At 59.0% G+C, this 15,386-nt stretch carries 15 protein-coding genes; 7 read left to right on the top strand and 8 right to left on the bottom strand.

The window, feature by feature from the left end; all coding sequences use genetic code 11:
- Positions 1 to 64 precede the first annotated feature (64 nt).
- Positions 65 to 814, top strand: a complete 750-nt coding sequence (locus QXF46_05920; GenBank protein ID MEM0226395.1) for a 5-deoxy-glucuronate isomerase — start codon at positions 65 to 67, stop codon at positions 812 to 814.
- Here QXF46_05920 and QXF46_05915 read toward each other — a convergent pair.
- Complete coding sequence (locus QXF46_05915; protein ID MEM0226394.1) at positions 801 to 2,306, bottom strand: glycogen/starch synthase; 1,506 nt, start codon at positions 2,304 to 2,306, stop codon at positions 801 to 803. The genes QXF46_05920 and QXF46_05915 overlap by 14 nt on opposite strands.
- 48 nt (positions 2,307 to 2,354) lie before the next feature.
- Here QXF46_05915 and QXF46_05910 point away from each other — a divergent pair, with 48 nt between their 5' ends.
- Positions 2,355 to 3,929, top strand: coding sequence for a glycoside hydrolase family 57 protein (locus QXF46_05910; protein ID MEM0226393.1), 1,575 nt, complete (start codon positions 2,355 to 2,357; stop codon positions 3,927 to 3,929).
- On the opposite strand, the gene QXF46_05905 is transcribed toward QXF46_05910, so the two are convergent.
- The gene (locus QXF46_05905) at positions 3,885 to 4,958 is read right to left on the bottom strand and encodes a hypothetical protein (protein MEM0226392.1); all 1,074 of its coding nucleotides are present in this window, start codon (positions 4,956 to 4,958) and stop codon (positions 3,885 to 3,887) included. The two genes, QXF46_05910 and QXF46_05905, sit on opposite strands and share 45 nt — an antisense overlap.
- 241 nt (positions 4,959 to 5,199) lie before the next feature.
- The gene (locus tag QXF46_05900) at positions 5,200 to 6,891 is read right to left on the bottom strand and encodes a hypothetical protein (GenBank protein MEM0226391.1); all 1,692 of its coding nucleotides are present in this window, start codon (positions 6,889 to 6,891) and stop codon (positions 5,200 to 5,202) included.
- 60 nt (positions 6,892 to 6,951) lie between these two features.
- Here QXF46_05900 and QXF46_05895 point away from each other — a divergent pair, with 60 nt between their 5' ends.
- Together QXF46_05895 and QXF46_05890 are read left to right on the top strand one after the other, a co-directional pair.
- Complete coding sequence (locus QXF46_05895; GenBank protein MEM0226390.1) at positions 6,952 to 7,173, top strand: hypothetical protein; 222 nt, start codon at positions 6,952 to 6,954, stop codon at positions 7,171 to 7,173.
- A 2-nt stretch (positions 7,174 to 7,175) separates the two neighbouring features.
- Complete coding sequence (locus QXF46_05890; GenBank protein MEM0226389.1) at positions 7,176 to 8,894, top strand: glycosyltransferase family 4 protein; 1,719 nt, start codon at positions 7,176 to 7,178, stop codon at positions 8,892 to 8,894.
- On the opposite strand, the gene QXF46_05885 is transcribed toward QXF46_05890, so the two are convergent.
- From QXF46_05885 to QXF46_05870, 4 genes are all read right to left on the bottom strand, one after another.
- Positions 8,803 to 9,480 (bottom strand): DedA family protein, encoded by a 678-nt coding sequence (locus tag QXF46_05885; GenBank protein MEM0226388.1) that lies wholly within the window; start codon positions 9,478 to 9,480, stop codon positions 8,803 to 8,805. The genes QXF46_05890 and QXF46_05885 overlap by 92 nt on opposite strands.
- Positions 9,481 to 9,548: 68 nt before the next feature.
- Positions 9,549 to 9,989, bottom strand: a complete 441-nt coding sequence (locus QXF46_05880; GenBank protein ID MEM0226387.1) for a hypothetical protein — start codon at positions 9,987 to 9,989, stop codon at positions 9,549 to 9,551.
- A gap of 337 nt (positions 9,990 to 10,326) precedes the next feature.
- Positions 10,327 to 10,743, bottom strand: coding sequence for a hypothetical protein (locus QXF46_05875; protein ID MEM0226386.1), 417 nt, complete (start codon positions 10,741 to 10,743; stop codon positions 10,327 to 10,329).
- Between the two features lie 369 nt (positions 10,744 to 11,112).
- Complete coding sequence (locus QXF46_05870; protein MEM0226385.1) at positions 11,113 to 12,174, bottom strand: uroporphyrinogen decarboxylase family protein; 1,062 nt, start codon at positions 12,172 to 12,174, stop codon at positions 11,113 to 11,115.
- Positions 12,175 to 12,346: 172 nt separating this feature from the next.
- Here QXF46_05870 and QXF46_05865 point away from each other — a divergent pair, with 172 nt between their 5' ends.
- The gene (locus tag QXF46_05865) at positions 12,347 to 13,228 is read left to right on the top strand and encodes an aldo/keto reductase (protein ID MEM0226384.1); all 882 of its coding nucleotides are present in this window, start codon (positions 12,347 to 12,349) and stop codon (positions 13,226 to 13,228) included.
- Positions 13,229 to 13,259: 31 nt separating this feature from the next.
- Here QXF46_05865 and QXF46_05860 read toward each other — a convergent pair whose 3' ends face one another.
- Positions 13,260 to 14,207: a TIGR00269 family protein gene (locus QXF46_05860; GenBank protein ID MEM0226383.1), complete on the bottom strand. Its 948-nt coding sequence runs from the start codon at positions 14,205 to 14,207 to the stop codon at positions 13,260 to 13,262.
- Between the two features lie 76 nt (positions 14,208 to 14,283).
- Here QXF46_05860 and QXF46_05855 point away from each other — a divergent pair, with 76 nt between their 5' ends.
- Both QXF46_05855 and QXF46_05850 read left to right on the top strand, forming a co-directional pair.
- On the top strand, positions 14,284 to 14,814 hold the full coding sequence (locus tag QXF46_05855) for a DUF4430 domain-containing protein (GenBank protein MEM0226382.1): 531 nt from the start codon (positions 14,284 to 14,286) through the stop codon (positions 14,812 to 14,814).
- Positions 14,815 to 15,372 carry a hypothetical protein gene (locus QXF46_05850; GenBank protein MEM0226381.1) on the top strand — a complete coding sequence of 186 codons (558 nt, stop codon included), beginning with the start codon at positions 14,815 to 14,817 and terminating at the stop codon, positions 15,370 to 15,372.
- Positions 15,373 to 15,386: the final 14 nt, after the last annotated feature.

Here is a 15,386-nt window from a genome sequence, read left to right as displayed (position 1 = left end):
GAGCGAATACACAGCCAACACTATACCAGCAACCATTTTTAGAGATGGACGCTTCGGCAGGGTTGTGGTACGGTCGATCTTCCGCCGAGCATTAAGGCAGCCTGGCTGGTTCGAAGTGCTGTGGAGCGATGGGACTCGCACCTTCTCGTGGGGGCTGCTGGAGGGGGAGGGCCAAGTATGCGTTGGCAAAGGGAGAGAAGCGGCAATCGTGTGCGCGTTCGGATCGTGCGGGGTTGAGAGCGAGCTCGGCTCCACTGAGCTGGGGGCGCGGGATCTACTGTACGTCGCAGGTCCTACCGAAGTACAGCTTGCGGGGCGGGGGTGCCTGCTGGTCGCAGCCGAGGCCCCCTCAAGGCTGAGTGGTTTGTGGATGGTAAAGCGCGCAGGTGATGCTCAACCCATCTTAGTGGGTGGTGAGGGCTATAGGCGGTTTGTTTACACGCTGTTGGGGGTGAACGATCCAGGCACGAGCCTGCTAGCGGGGTTCACCGAAGGTTTCCCGGGCGAGTGGACGAGCTTCCCGCCTCACAAGCACGATGACAAGGTTGAGGTCTACGTGTACTACGGCTTGGGGGATGGCTTCGGCGTCCAGATCGTAGAGGACGAGGGGGGCGCCGACTCCTACATCGTCAGAGACGGAGACGCCGTGGTCATCTTGAGGGGGTACCACCCGAACGTCGCCTCACCCGGTAGCAGGATCTGCTACGTCTGGGTCCTCTGCCAGACTTTGGGGGAGAAAAATATGAGAGTTGAAGTAAAGCCCGGATTCGAGCGCTTCCAGGTAGGGGGCCACCTGCAGGTTAAGCGCCCCTAGCCCTGATCAACGCGTCACGGTAGATCTCTTCTAGCCGCTCAGCCGCCTTAGCCCAGCTGAACTCCGCGGCTCTCGCTGCGCACCGCGCTCTAAGCTCGCTATCTGAGAGGGAGGGTTTGGGCAGGCCGAACGACTCCGCCCTCTCCAGCACCCCGGAGGCTGCCAGATCCTCGCGCGCAGTTACAGCCAGTAAGGATGCGAGAGCTCGCGCCAGCTCGGCCGGGTTTTCCGGGGGGACGAGGTAGCCCGTCCCTCCCGAGGGGTCGCTCCTCAGGTCGACGATGGTCTCCTTCAATCCACCCACACCGCTTGCGGCCACCGGTACGCCGGCGGCCATAGCTTCGACCGCTGAGAGGCCGAAGGGTTCCCAACGGCTGGGGACGGCAAAGGCATCGGCAGCCAGGTGGGCCAGAGCGTAGATTTCCGCCGCGTGGCCGACGATGAGCCTCACGTGCGGCCTCCGCTCAGCCTCCCCAATCAGCCAGGAGAGGTGGCCCTCCTCGCCCCTCGCTGGAAGCAGGAGGAGCAGGAACCTCACGCCCGGCACGACGCTGGCCAGAAGATCGGACGCCTGAAGCAGGACGTCGAAGCCCTTCTGCCAGCTAGCCCTGCCCGTGGCTAGCACGAGAGGCCCGTCCGAGGGGAACGCTTGCGCACCCCTGGCGGCCCAAGCCATGCTGGGGTCGCTCACCCTAGGGATCGCGCGAGCGATCGCCTCTGTTAAAAGGTACCTCCGGAGCTCCCTCCGGCTGCAGCGGACGTCGCCCAGCTCCGGTAGAGCGTGGTGCCGTTTCGCCTCCTCAACGAGCTTCCCGAAGCTCCAGTCCGTCCCGTTATATACGAAAGTCAGCCGGTCGCCGACAGCCCACCAGACCGCCGGCCTCAAAACCTCCTCCATGTACGCGCGGCTAACCGTCACGACTGAATCGGCGAGCTGCGCGGCCAGCACCTCGATGACGCCGTTTGCCCTCCCGTAAGCCTCACCCAAGCTGAGGCCCCTCAACCTGCTCCCGGGGTCCAGGCCGCAGTCTCGAAAGAGGTAATCCCAGCTCACCCACCAGCCCAGGTACAGGTGAACGTGGAAGATGAAGGCCGTCCCTGGAGCGGAGGAGAGCACGGATAGCGCAGCTGGAACCGCGTGCCAGTCGTTCGCGTGGATAACGTCGGGGGGTCCTTCCGCTTCAACCAGGGCTTTAGCGGCTCTAGCAAGAGCGGCGGCCTTGGCCTCGGTCAGCCCGCCAGCGTAGATCGATGGTTCGTCTAAAACGGGATTTGAAGCCATTATGACTTCGGCGCCATCCACAGTCCTCCTGTAGAAGGTGAACTCCCCCAGCCTTACGCTGCTCTCGCTTCGCAATCCGTGGCTGGGCATCAGGATCCTAGTCGCGTGGCCCCTCTCCGCCAGCCGCGAGGCGTAGCCCCTCACAGCCTCCCCCAAGCCGCCAGCCTTTGCGACGCCCCCGCACTCGAAGCTGATGACCCAGACTCTCACGGGAGCTTGTGGAGACAACCCTAATATAACGACAACCCGTAATTCATCATGGTTGGGATGCAGACCGGGCGCCCCGACATCGTTCTCATCTTCGAAGTGCACCAGCCCTACAGGCTGGCCCAGCAGCCTCTACTGAGGAGGACTTTCGGTAAGGTAGAGACGTTCGAGGCGCTGGAAGAGGCATTCTTTGACAAGGAGCTGACGAAGAGGATCTTCGAGAGGGTTTCGTCGCGGTGCTACAAGCCCGCCACGTCGATGTTCCTCAGGCTGCTCGACGAACACCCGGGGTTCAGGGTCTCGTACAGCATCTCCGGTGTCCTGCTGGAGCAGGCTGAGCGCTGGGATCCGGATCTTCTCGAGCTGTTCAAGCAGGCTGCCAGACATAAGCAGTGCGAGGTGCTGTGCCAGACGTACTTCCACTCGCTCGCCTACTTCATCTCCCGTATAGAGTTCATAGAACAGGTCGAAATGCACAGGCGGAGAGTGCGGGACCTGCTGGGCGTCGAGCCGCGAGTCTTCGAGAACACGGAGCTGATCTACGACAACAACGTAGCCAGAATCGCCAGGGAGCTGGGGTTCCGTGCCGTAGTGACAGAGGGCGTTGAGAGGGTGTTGGGGTGGAGGTCGCCCAATTACGTGTACATGGCGAAGGGTGTTGACATTAAGGTGCTCCTCAGGAACTACAGGTTGAGCGACGACGTAGGCTTCCGCTTCGCCTCGGTCAAGTGGGAGGAGTACCCGCTCACCGCTGAGAAGTACGCAACGTGGCTCGCCGCGACACCCGGCCAGCTCATCTGCATCTTCATCGACTACGAGACGGTGGGCGAGCACTACCCCAGGGAGACCGGCATATTCGATTTCTTCGAGTGGCTGCCCGTCGAGGCTGAGAAGCGAGGGCTCCGCTTCGCGACTCCAAGCGAGGCGATCGAGATGCATGCACCTGTTGACGAGATAGATGTCCCGGAGACGATATCCTGGGCGGACGTGGAGAGGGATGCTTCAGCTTGGCTGGGCAACATGATGCAGCAGATGTCGCTCGCCAGGGAGGCTCGGCTCGAGCCCTTGGTGAAAGCTCTCGGCGACCCAGCCGCCCTCAGGCTGTGGAGGCTCCTCTCGATAAGCGACCACTACTACTACATGAGTACGAAGGGCGGGGGTCCAGGCGAGGTACACAGCTACTTTAGCCCCTACCCGAGCCCCTACCACGCCTTCGCCGCCTTCACCGAAGCCATCGCCTGCCTCGAGGCGGAGCTCTTCAGCAGACTTGCACGGCAGGAGGAGGTAGCGAGGTGGGTGAAGCCGCTTCCGGAGTCGGAGGCGTTCCGCTTCTTCGCACGCGAGGGCGAGCCCCTCCCGTACGTAGCCAGGAGCGGGCTCGACCTGATCGAGATCGTCAAGAGGGTGCCTGCGCAGAGCTTGGAGTTCCACGTCGAGAACGGGCATTTGGCCGAGTGGCTGCGATCCGTAGTGGGTGACGTGATTGCAGCCGAGAAGGTGGAGGGCATGCGAGGGTTGAGGGGCGAGGAACTGAGAGAGAGGCTGTACAAGGCGTTGTGCGAGAGGTTATTGGAATCCTTCTCAACTGCCCACCGAGGCTCTCAGTGCGCAGAGGGCCTTCGCTAACCGGAGCGCGGCATCCATGCTTCTCGAAGCCAGCAGCAGGTCAGCTTGCGCTAGGAAGCGCCAGGCCCCGAGCAGCTCGCACTGCACCCTTCCCTTCAGCTCCGTCAGTAGCGCCAGCAGCATCTGCTGAGCCGCGCTCTCCGTCAACGGGCGCAAGTCCTTCGATTCGAGCCACGTTACGGGCTGGGGGACGTTTAGCACATCCACATACTCCTTACCTGCCGCGTCGCTGGGTGTGGCGAAGCGAATCCACGGGTGCTTCGCGAGCTCCTTTGGCAGCCAGCGCAGGAACTCGAAAGCACCGGCGCTTGCGGGTACGGAGAGCCCAAATGTTTCGGCTGGTACCGCGACGACCAACGTCGTCCCCTCGATCCTTGAAGCCCTCTCAGCGATGTAGGCGGCCGTCAGCCACTTCCCAAGCCCGAAGGCCACCTGGTTGCTGATCTCCTGATCCCTCACGAGGATCGAAAGATCCCTCGAGGGATGCTTGTAAACGAAGTGCGGCGTCCTCCAGGCTAGCACGTGCGTCGCCCCCTCAGCCAGCACAACCCTCAGGTTCAGCTCGTCCTTCACTAGTCTGCCAATCTCATCCGAGTAAGCGAGATAGGGCGCAGCGAAGACTTCGGCTTCGACTCCGAAGAGCTCCTTCAGCTTTGCTCTGTGCAGCTTCACCTGCTCCACCAGCTCGTCAGCCGGAAAGATGAGAGGGGGCAAGTTGAAGTAAGGACCGGCTACAAGCTCCACCGCTTCGATGGAGACTAGGGAGGCCAAGCTCTCCAGGAGGCTCTTACCCCACAGCTCCGCCGACTCGAGAAGGACGCCACTGACGCGCAACCCCACCTTCAAGCCGGATGGGGCAAGCTCCTCAAACGTCCTGAGGAGCGGCAAGTAGCATGAGCCCAGAGCCCGCTCGAAGGCGGCCTTGCTGGCTTCAACGTCCGTTAAATCCCACCAGGACTCCACCTTAGCGGGGGGCTCCCTCCTCAAGACAAGCGGCTGATGCATCTCGAGGTAAAGCACGAAATCCACAGTAATCATCTCCTCAAGACCCGGCGGCTTTTATCCGTAGCGCGATAGGGCCGAGCACGATGCTTCACCACCCCAAGTCCTATCCGTGCGAGCAGGGGAAAGGGGCTTAGGGACGTGCCTCATGCCCAACTGCTCCCCCTCGCAGCTAGGGGGGCGAAACACGATGGATAGATGTGCTCGATGCGGTCCCGATCACCCCCTCCTCTCACCGATGCCTGTCTTAGCTGCACGTCGACGCGCGTTAATCGCTGCTCCTGCGCTCCCTCACAAGAGGTTTCCCAAGCCTAAACACGCTCGTCCAGCCTTTAATAGAGATCTCGACGACTGAGCCCTGAACGGGTATCTCGCTCACGCCCGGTGGTAGTGTCACCTCTGTTGCATGTCCGTTCTCGGTTACCAAAACTTTAACCTCCCTGTCGAGCGTGTTCCGGATCTTTAGCTTGCTGTCGGCGAAGCCCTCGAGCTTTATTGAGCTTAGGATCGTTGCTAACCTGCTGCGGAGGTATTCGAGCCACTCGCGCGAGAAACCCTCGTCCGCGAACTCAGCCCAGATGTGGTCGCTGTTGACGGCGTGAAACAGAGCGAGCAGATCCTCCTCACCAGCGCCCACGCTGTTTTCAAGCGCTTTATACACTTCGTAGGCTTCTATGATGTTCGCCCATATCTTCTCCTGCTCCTGCCGCTTCTCGCTCGTCCACTTGGCGTAACCCCCCATCCAGCTCCTCGCCGGCACGGAGATCAGCCTCCTCGGCTCCACCTCCTCCAGTACCTCGCTCAACTTGACTAGCCTAATCAACCCCCGATCGACGGCAGCCCTCAGCTGCTCGAGCATCCTATCAAAGAACACGGCCGCCGGAGGCTTCGGATGGGGCAGGATCATCCAGTTCTCTCCGTCCAACGCGACGGTGAGCGGCTTCGCCTTGTTCGTGTAGGCTTCCAGAACAAGGCGCAGGGTGAAGTCTCTCGCAGCCACCTCCGCTGCCTCTGGGCTGGGAACGTTGCTGTACTTGAAGCTCCAGAGGTCTGAGAGGCCCGTGTGGCGGAAGAAGATGACCAGCTCTCCGAGGCTGTATGGCTCGTAGATTCCCCCCTTGTCGCCCACCGCGCCCGAGAAGTGGTTGAGAGCGTCTAAAACCGTGTAGCGGATTCCGTGCTCGATCAGGATGGGGACAAGCCTCGTCGAGAACGACATCTCGGGGAGCCAGGCGCCCAGCGGCTCCACCTCAAGCACTCTCTCGGTGATCTCTTTCCCCAGCCTCAGCTCCTCCTTCAGCAGATCCGCCCAACCGTACACCTCGGCTATGTAGCCGGCTATAGGGTGCGAGTAGAAGCTGGTGAGCACCTCCAGCTGATTCCTCGCCAGCCGCTTGAAGATCTCCAAGCTCTCAGCGACCCTCCTGCTCCTCCAGCTATCCGGTTCGACGCATAGGTAGGCTCCATCTTGGCTGATGACCGCACCCCGCTCGAGCAGCCTCGCCCACTGGTGCAGGAGGCTGGGCGAGAGATTCGCATTCCAGCGAACCCCCCACTTCTCCAGCAGACGTGCTTGGACGAGGTAGGCTCCCCCATCGTAGTAGGGGGCAAACTCGTCCTCCCAAACGTGCTTGTAGGCCCAAGGCTCGCGTACCGCCCCATCAGGGGAGTAGTTGGGGGCTTGGTGGTTGTGGAACACCACCGCAAGCATCGGCGGAGGATCTTGGCGCGTCAGAACCGCAAACATGGAGTGCGCACCTTCAGGCTCTAGCGTCGCTTCGTACAGACCCTCTTCTGCGACCGAGAACTCGAAAACGTCCCTCCCGGGCTTGACCTCCCAGGATGCGACCAGTTCGCCGCCACGCTTCAACAGCAGCTTACCCCCCCTTCCACTCTCTACGCGTAGTACAACGCGTTCGCCTGGAAGGTAAGCCGCGTACTCTGAGAAAACCCTTGCCATATTTCGTGGGCAGCGCAAGGCTGAGGCTAAAAATTTTAGTTCGTGTGTTCACCTAAAACCGTGGACCCCTTTGAGCTCTTGAAGGCTCTTCACGCGTTGGCAGCCGTCGACGAGGCTAGGGCTATCGAGGTGGCAAAGCTCTGCGGAATCATCGGAGTACCCCCCGAGGAACTGAACGAGACTTTGAAGTCTCTTCGCGAGATGAATTATGTCGTACTCGTGGGGAACCGGGTGTTCCTGTCCGAGCTAGGAATCCTCAAGGTCAGCAGCTTCTTCTGCTGACGATGTCGATTCTACACGTAACGTCAGAGCTAGAGCCGCTGAAGCGTTCCGGTCTGCTGGCCAGCTGGGTCTGGGATAGCGTGAGGAGGGAGGGGGGAAAGGTCCTACTCATCGGCTACGAGGGGCGTACGGTTATCGACGGCGTGGAGGTTATCGGTGGGGGGAGCGCGCCGCGCGTCGCTACATCCGACATCGTGGAGTGGACCTTTATAGAGCTGTTCACGACCCTGGCGGAGGCTCCCTACAGGCTTGACCCGCGCGGGCTCAAGGTTGTTGAAGGGCACGAATGGATGGGCGCCCTCGTCGCGTACATCCTATCGAAGCGACTAAACCTTCCCTTCCGCTACTCCATCTACACGCGGGAGGAGGAACGGGGAGGCTCCGGCCTTGTGTCGGAAACTGTCAAAAGTATCGAATCCTTCCTAGAGGCTGAGGCTGACGAGGTAGTGGAGAAGCTGAAGGGCCGTGTATCGCGAAGGCGAGCCGCGGGAGCCCCCTCACCAGCCAAGTCCTCTGGAGTTCTCCACGTTTCCTGGGAGTACCCCCCACACGTAGTTGGGGGTCTTGGTCGCGCGGTAACCAGCATCGCTAGGAAGATGGCTGCCCACACTACTACTTGTGTGCTGACGCTCGGTTTGCCTGGTAGGGTTTACGACGAGACCAATGATAATCTGATGGTGCTTAGAGTCGACCCGTTCCGCCTGAGGAGCACGGGGCTCGTATCGTGGGTCTACGCATTCAACCTGCTGATGATCGCGAAAGTCCTGGAAAGCGGCTTCAGGCCGAAGATCATCCACGCCCACGACTGGCTCAGCGCGCCGGCATCCGTAGCGCTCAAGCACCTGCTGAAGGTTCCGCTCATCGCCACGATGCACGCCACGGAGTATGGGAGGAGCAGAGGGAGCATATCCACGCCGATGCAGAGTCAGATACACTACTGGGAGTGGAGGCTCACTTACGAAGCTTGGAGAGTCTTCGTCTGCAGCCACTCGATGAAGGGCGAAGTAATGGCCGCTTTCTCCCTGCCCTCCGACAAGTTGACGGTGCTCCCCAACGGGATCGACCTGGAAGAGGTCGATGCGCATGTGCCCGCACCCGGGGAGAGGGACAGGTACGCGCTGCCCTGGGAGAGGATAGTTTTCTTCGCCGGCCGGCACGTTTACGATAAGGGGGTGGACGTTCTCATCGAGGCTGCGCGAATGGTCCTATCGAGGAGGGGGGACGCGAAGTTCGTGATCGCGGGCGATGGACCTATGCGCATGCACCTGGAGTGGATGGCCAGGAGCTACGGGTTGGGCAGCAAAGTCCTGTTCACTGGCAGGATCAGCGACAGCGAGCTGTACAAGGCCATGAGGCTGGCGGACATCGTCGTCATCCCCTCCCGCTACGAACCTTTCGGCATAGTCGCGCTCGAAGCCATGGCGGCCGCCAAGCCGGTCGTAGCCTCAAGAGTCGGCGGGCTAGCAGAGATCGTTGAGGACGGCGTTACGGGTCTGCTAGTGCCACCCGAAGACCCTGGAGCGCTGGCTGCAGCGATCGAGCACCTCTTGAACAACCCTGAGCTTGCGAGGGAGATGGGGTTCAGGGGGAGGAGGAGGGTGGAGGAGCTGTACAGGTGGGATAAGATCGTCAGGTACCTACTTCACGTGTACCGGAGGGTGCTGGAGGAGTACTCTGTGTGCGGTTGGCGCGCGCTCTTCGACTACGCTCAGCCAGCTTAAGGGCAATGTAGACGGTTAACGCGGCCAGCACCGCGGCACCCGCGATGTCCAGGTAGGTGGAGTACGTTCGTACCACGTGCCAGTTCTCCCCCAGCACGAAGCCGAGGTAAGCGAAAATCGCGTTCCAAGGGAGACTCCCAATCAGTGTCGCAGCGGTAAACGCCGGTAGGCTCATCCTAGCCATGCCAGCCGGCAGGCTGATGACGGACCTCACGCCCGGCACCAGCCTTCCTCCGGCAACGGCCGCGAAGCCGCTCCGCTGGCTGAAGAACCTTTCCGCCTTCTCAAGGTCCCGCTCGTCTATAAAGAAGCGTTTTAACAGCTTGATTAAGACGGGGCGGGCAATCTTCCAGCCCAGCAGATACTGGATGAAAGAGCCAGTCAGGTTGCCCAAAGTGCCCACTGTGACCACCTGCCAGAGAGCTACATCGCCTCTGCTCGCCAGGAGGCCGGCGAGAGCCATCACCACTTCCCCCGGTATCGGGGCGAGGAGCAGCTCTAGCACTGCCAGCACGTACAACCCCGCGAGCCCCATACTCGAAAGGAGCGTGAGGGCAGCCTCTACGGTGCTCTCCACAATCGACATACAGCCTGCGAGCTGAGGAATCGACAATATAAGGAAAACGGTCCCTTACCGAGGGGGAAGTGACTAGTTCACGCGAGCACTACGGTTTGAAGTGTGAAAAGCCGTGCGCTTGGGGCGCGAGGAATCGCATCGAAAACCAGAGGGAGCGCGCCAGCAAGATGAAAAAAGACGATTTGGGGTGGGTCGGGGAGTAGTACCCAGCCGTAAGAGCGCACTAGGGCGCCCTCAATGAACGCCCACAGCGTCAAAGCGACGAGAATTGCGAAAGATGTACGAATGGTCAGGTACTTTCTCCTTTGCGGATCCCCACCAGCTAGAAAGCCCGCGAAATCCCAAACAGTTGAGAGGGACAACAGGAAGGCCCATCTAAGGTACGTGAAAGCGCCGGGGTGAAACCAAAGCCCAGTTCGAGTCACCTTTTCCACGTAAAGAAAAATATTTACAGCTACGAGTGTGACGAAGAGCACTGTGAAGAAAAGACTTCCATAATCGCCCCGCGACCGAGGCATACAGATGCACCAGCTTATGTAATTTTAGACCATTTTAAGTTTTTAATTCCTAAGCATCTAAGGTATCCTCCGGAACTTCTCGGCATAGCCGAAGTCTTCCTTCCACACCTCCGGGACTCCACAAGGGTATCCGCAGATAACGAGGCTGAATCACGAATGGAACTCGACTGGTAAAGACGGTAACCGAGGAAACCGTGATCGGGGAAGCCTTCTGCAAGCTACTTGGAGAACGAGATGCAACTCTCATTGGCAGCAGCCCCAGAGCACCCTAGAGAAGCCGCTATCCACGCTTCGCCCCACGCCCACTGGATTCTCCACAGAGCGGGAAGACCAAAATCTACTGAACCCTAGAAGAAGACCTTAGTGTGTACCCTTTCACGATAATGCTTAGAAGCGAAAAGAGCCAAAATAACCCGATGGTAGGTATTCCGAGTAAGTGAGCTTGCTTTCCTGTTAGCGCGTAGTAAGCCTGAACCCCTAACCACAGCGTTGTCACAACGAATACTGAAATTGCTGCATAAAGGGACGGGTAGGGCTTCCACTCCGGTTTCTTTAGTTCAACGAGCGATGAAAGGCCGTAGCTGAAAAGCATGAGGGAAAACACAGTTGTAGTATCCGTGAGAAAGGTGATGTCTAAACGTCCTGACTTAATTCTTACTGGAATTTCTGCGATCAAGAAACCAAGTGCCATAACGAGCATTACCCCAGAAAACCACGCAATTAACTTCGAAGGCTTTCCAGATACATCAGCCATTATCCTACCCCCCTTAACTATCAGCCAAATAACATAATAAAAAACTACCTTGATTAGGGAGGAATTCGCACATATCCCGAGCAGCTAGGCTGAGGGTAGCAGGAGGGATTTTCGGTAAACAGTAAAAGTCTCGGTTTAGCGATAGGGTCTGCGTAACCCGATGAGTAGGACGATGCTGGATGCGTTTGTACAGGGATCGACGCTTTGGCTTTAGTTACAGGGTTTGATGGGCTTCACGCGTGCAGCTTGGTGGAAGCATCGGCAGCCCGTTTTGGTTCTGCATTACGATCTAGGCTGGAGAGCAGATGCGGGGCGTTGATTTTAGAATGCCTGCAGAGTCCTTTAAGGAGCCTGCTGGTGGACTCGGGATTAGTGCTTTGAGAGTCTTCTGAGTTTGTTGGCGCTTTCGTAGAGGGCGAGGATGTTCTCCAGCGGTGTTTCGGGAAGAATTGTGTGGCTGGGTCTGAGGGTGAAGCCCGTGGGTCCCATCGCCTCAAGCACGCGCCTAACCTCCTCTGCGACTTCGTGGGTCTTCATGAGGGGTAGGCGTTGAACGCCGATGCCTCCCTCGAAGCTCAATTCGTCGCCGTATCGCTCCTTAATCTGCTTTAAGTTCATGCACTCGGGCTGGAGGGGCTCGAGGACGTCGACCCCCACTTCGATTAGATCGGGGATGATGGGTTCGATCCAGCCGTCGCTGTGGAAGTGGAAGAAGGCTCCACGCTTGTGAATCGCGTCGGCGAGGCGCCTGTACCGGGGCTTCAGGAAGCGGCGCCATAGCTGGGGGGAGATCAGCATCGTGGTTTGAGCCCCCACGTCGTCGCCCCCGTAGACCTGGTCGACACCCGCTTCAGCCAGAAGCTTAGCCTGCTGCTCGGCGATCGCGAAGAGCCTATCCAGCACGTACTCCACCTTCCAGGGCTCGCGTAGCATTAGCCTGTAGATCAGGTTGTAGCCGAAGAGGGCGCACGCCGTCTCGAAAGGCTGGAGCGTTGCAGCGATCACGCAGTAGTCCTCGTGAAGCCTCCGGAACTTTTCAACACTGCCGAAGTCCTCCTCCCGCACCTCCGGGAACGCGTACTCCCTCACGTCGATCCTCTGAAGCGGGTGCTCCACGTACATGCTCGTCCGCCCATCGCTCGAGAAGGCGGTAACGACACCGAGCATGTTCCGGTGGCAGCGCCTCCCCTGCTCGTCGGTGAACCATCGCTCTTCGTAGCCCCCCACCAAACCCACGCCCAGCCAGCTGATATTTGGGAGGAAGCCCCGGTACTCCACCTCCAGCTTCTCCAGCATGCGTTCCACGGCATCTGCGTGGAGCGCGTCCATCAGGCTGCGAGCTGGCTGCGGCCACTCCACCCATATGCTGATCGGCACGGCGTCAACCTCCTCCCGGAGAACCGCTCTGAGAACCCTCTCTCTGGGTCTCACATGCAGAGCGCGAGAGGCGCGAAAATCAACCTGCCGCCCAAGCAACGTGCTCCTCGATTGTAATGCTGTTTGTGGCTTGATGAGAAGCAGCCTCCGCACAGCATCTACGATTTACGCGGACGCGGCGATTTAGGCCAGCAGGGTTAAATCCGAGCATACGGCACGGTACCACATGGAGAAAAGGATCCTCGGGAGGACGGGTTACAGAGTTACCATCTTGACTGTCGGTGGAGCTGGCCCCGGCTTCACCCCCTTCGCCGAGGAGGGCGTCAGAGCGTTCGAGATGACAATCGAGAGGGGGTTGAACATGGTCGACATCGCGCCGAGCTACGGTGAAGCAGAGGTTAGGCTGGGACCTCTGATAAGCAGGTACAGGGACAAGCTTGTAATCGCGGAGAAGACCCTTGAGAGAACCAGGGAGGGCGCATTTAGGGAACTGAAGCAGTCGCTCTCTAGGCTGAACGTTAAGTACTTCGACATCTACCAGTTCCACGCTGTCAGTTCGCTGGAGGAGCTCGATAGGATCTTCGACAGGGGCGGCGCCATCGAAGCTTTCCTGGAGGCTAGGGATACGGGGTTGATCAAGTTTATCGGCATCACGGTTCACAACGATATGCGCATCGTTTTGAAGGCGCTCGAACGCTTCGACTTCGACACAGTCCTAATTCCGGTTAACGCGGCCAGCATGATCGCCCCCAGCCCTGAGAACGATTATCGCCCGGTGCTTAAGGCGGCCATGGACAGGGACATCGGTGTCATCGCGATCAAGGCTATCGCTAAGAGGAGGTGGCCCGGTGAGCGGAGGATGATCGGAGATAGACCCTTTACGACATGGTATGAGCCCTTCGACAGCCAGGAGGATATCGACCTCGCAGTATGGTACACGCTATCTCAGCCCGGTGTAACGACGTACTCCATGGCAGCCGAGGTCAGGCTGTGGGACAAGATAGTTGGCGCTGGTGAGAGGTTCAGGAGGCTGAGCGATGAGGAGCAGGCGAAGGTTGTCGAGCACTTCCGCCTTAAGGGCGCCAGCCCCCTCTTCCCCGAGCGCTAGCACTCCTACAGCTCTGCTAACACCGTTGCCATCAAGAATCGCTCATAAACGCTGTCGGCTGGGATGATACCTTTTTCCTCAAAACTTCAATTCTCACTCGGCAGAATCGACAGAGCTGCCTCGAAGTGGGCTCACCGCACTCCACGCATTCGGTGAGCCTGCCTTCTTCGATACCCCCTAACGATGGTTGAACCTTATCGAGAAAGGATCTCAGCATCTGGAGCTTCACGCTGGGGAACTCATGCTCCAGCAACTCGATCGCGGCCTTATACGCGAAGCTCGTAGCCCCTCGCGAGTAGGGGCACTTTGCCGCTACGTAGCCGAGATCGAGAAAGTCCGCGTAGAGCTTGCTGTCGCTCTCAGGAGTCTCGATCAAGGGTTTCACTCTTGCTACAAACTTGCCCGTCGGCGGGAGGACGGGTCCGATCCTCGCGAGCGAATCGACGTCGCCCCTTACGAGGGCTTGGAGTACCGCTGCAAGGGTATCGTCGAGGTTATGGCCGGTCGCGATGGCGTACGCCTTCATCTCCCTCGCTACCCTATTCAGCAGGTACCTCTTGATGGTGCCACAGGCGGAGCATGCGTTGCTCCTCAATGATTTGGCAGCATCGTCCACAGTAAAGCCGTACTCGGACTCCAGGCTTACAACCTTGAGAGGAACACCTAACCGCCTGCAGAGCTCTTTAGCCGCATCCAGGCAAGCTTCGCTGTAGCCGGCGATCCCTAAGTCGATCGTGAGTGCTTCTACCTCGATGCCGAGCCGATCTCTCAGCCTCCAGAGCGCGTGCAAGAGCGAGGAGCTGTCCTTTCCTCCTGAGAGCCCAACGACGACCTTCGAGCCTCGCGGCAGCATCTTGTATCTCTTAACGGTCCGCTCCACCCTGTTTTCGAAGAATCTGATGAAGTCTTCCTCGCACAACTTCAGGTTGGCGTATTCAAGTTTAACTACAGCTTCACTGCCGCAAATCCTGCATTTCACGTGCCTACCTCCTTGGACGGCTTATCAGCTATTCTTGAGAAAAGCTTAAGCTTAGGATGAATAACCAGTAAGATTCGTGGCCTCACAAGCTCAGAGCTCGGGTAAGCGCAGAACCTTAGGGGATGTCCTACTTGTCGTACTCCTCGCATGGGCTGTTTTAGCAAGCGCGCTGGCCGCCTTTGCTTACATGAGGGCAGAAAACCTCTCGTCAGAGCTCACCGCACTACGTGCTGCCCTCACGGAGACAGAGTCGGAGCTGCGTGCTCTTCGCGCACGCGTAGTCCTTGTGAACATTGCCATCGATTACGGTAACGGGACTGTAAGGTGGTTCAACTCGACACCCCTTCCCACAGGGTCGACTGTGCTTAAAGCCCTCTTAGCGGTAGCTTCCAGAGTCGAGTACACCTATGGAGCATGGGGGGCCTACGTAACGTCCATCGATGGGGTAGCTGAGAAGATCCTTGCGGCAAACGAGGGCTACTCCTGGCTCTGGTACATCTACGAAACTGGGCAGCGGAAGTGGGTGCTAGGTCCCGTAGCTGCCGACCAGCAGGTTCTGAAGGACGGGGACACAGTTATGTGGAGGTTCGAGCACTGGAAGTTCTAGATGAGGGAGGAGCGCGAAGCCCGGATACTAGCGTTTCTTTTAGCTTTGAGGAGCGGGGCAAAGGGTAGGTACACCCTCAGCAGAGAGCTTGGATTAGGCGAGGGCGTGCTCCGCGGCCTTACCGCTGAAGCGGCAAAGAGGGGCTACGTGCAGGTCGGCAGAGGTGGTACCTGGCTGACGCGCGAGGGTTTGGAAGAGCTGCGCAGGCTCCTCGACAAGTGGCACCTGGTGGAAGCTATTCTGCTTGAGGACGTGGAAGCTTGGGGGAGGAAGTTTCGAGGCGTAGCTGCGGCGCTGGATGGTAGAATCAGGAACGTTGTGGAAGCGCGTGATGAGGCTGTGAGAGCCGGGGCTTACATGGCGTTGATAATCGAGAGGGGTGAGAGGGGTTTTACTCTGCCGCTGGTTGAGAGCTACGACTTGAAATCGAATGTCCCCCAGTTACACGATGCCCTGGTGCAGCTCCCTCTCGCTCCAACGTACGTCGTGGTTCTGGGTGAGCACATCTACCCGTGCGTTAAGGGCTTGCTTAAGCTGGTGTCTTCAGCGAAGGTTTAAAGCGGCACTGCCTA

The organism is Thermofilaceae archaeon (assembly GCA_038731975.1).
Taxonomy (GTDB): Archaea; Thermoproteota; Thermoprotei; order Thermofilales; family Thermofilaceae; genus JANXEW01.
Note: the sequence above shows the minus strand (reverse complement) of the source record. Positions and strands in the feature narration are given on the sequence as shown.

Excerpts from the sequence above, each read along its gene's own strand:
- QXF46_05910 (MEM0226393.1), top strand. The coding sequence starts at position 2,355 with ATGGTTGGGATGCAGACCGGGCGCCCCGACATCGTTCTCATCTTCGAA.
- QXF46_05890 (MEM0226389.1), top strand. The coding sequence starts at position 7,176 with ATGTCGATTCTACACGTAACGTCAGAGCTAGAGCCGCTGAAGCGTTCC.
- QXF46_05880 (MEM0226387.1), bottom strand. The coding sequence starts at position 9,989 with ATGCCTCGGTCGCGGGGCGATTATGGAAGTCTTTTCTTCACAGTGCTC.
- QXF46_05850 (MEM0226381.1), top strand. The coding sequence starts at position 14,815 with ATGAGGGAGGAGCGCGAAGCCCGGATACTAGCGTTTCTTTTAGCTTTG.
- QXF46_05875 (MEM0226386.1), bottom strand. The coding sequence starts at position 10,743 with ATGGCTGATGTATCTGGAAAGCCTTCGAAGTTAATTGCGTGGTTTTCT.
- QXF46_05900 (MEM0226391.1), bottom strand. The coding sequence starts at position 6,891 with ATGGCAAGGGTTTTCTCAGAGTACGCGGCTTACCTTCCAGGCGAACGC.
- QXF46_05885 (MEM0226388.1), bottom strand. The coding sequence starts at position 9,480 with ATGTCGATTGTGGAGAGCACCGTAGAGGCTGCCCTCACGCTCCTTTCG.
- QXF46_05865 (MEM0226384.1), top strand. The coding sequence starts at position 12,347 with ATGGAGAAAAGGATCCTCGGGAGGACGGGTTACAGAGTTACCATCTTG.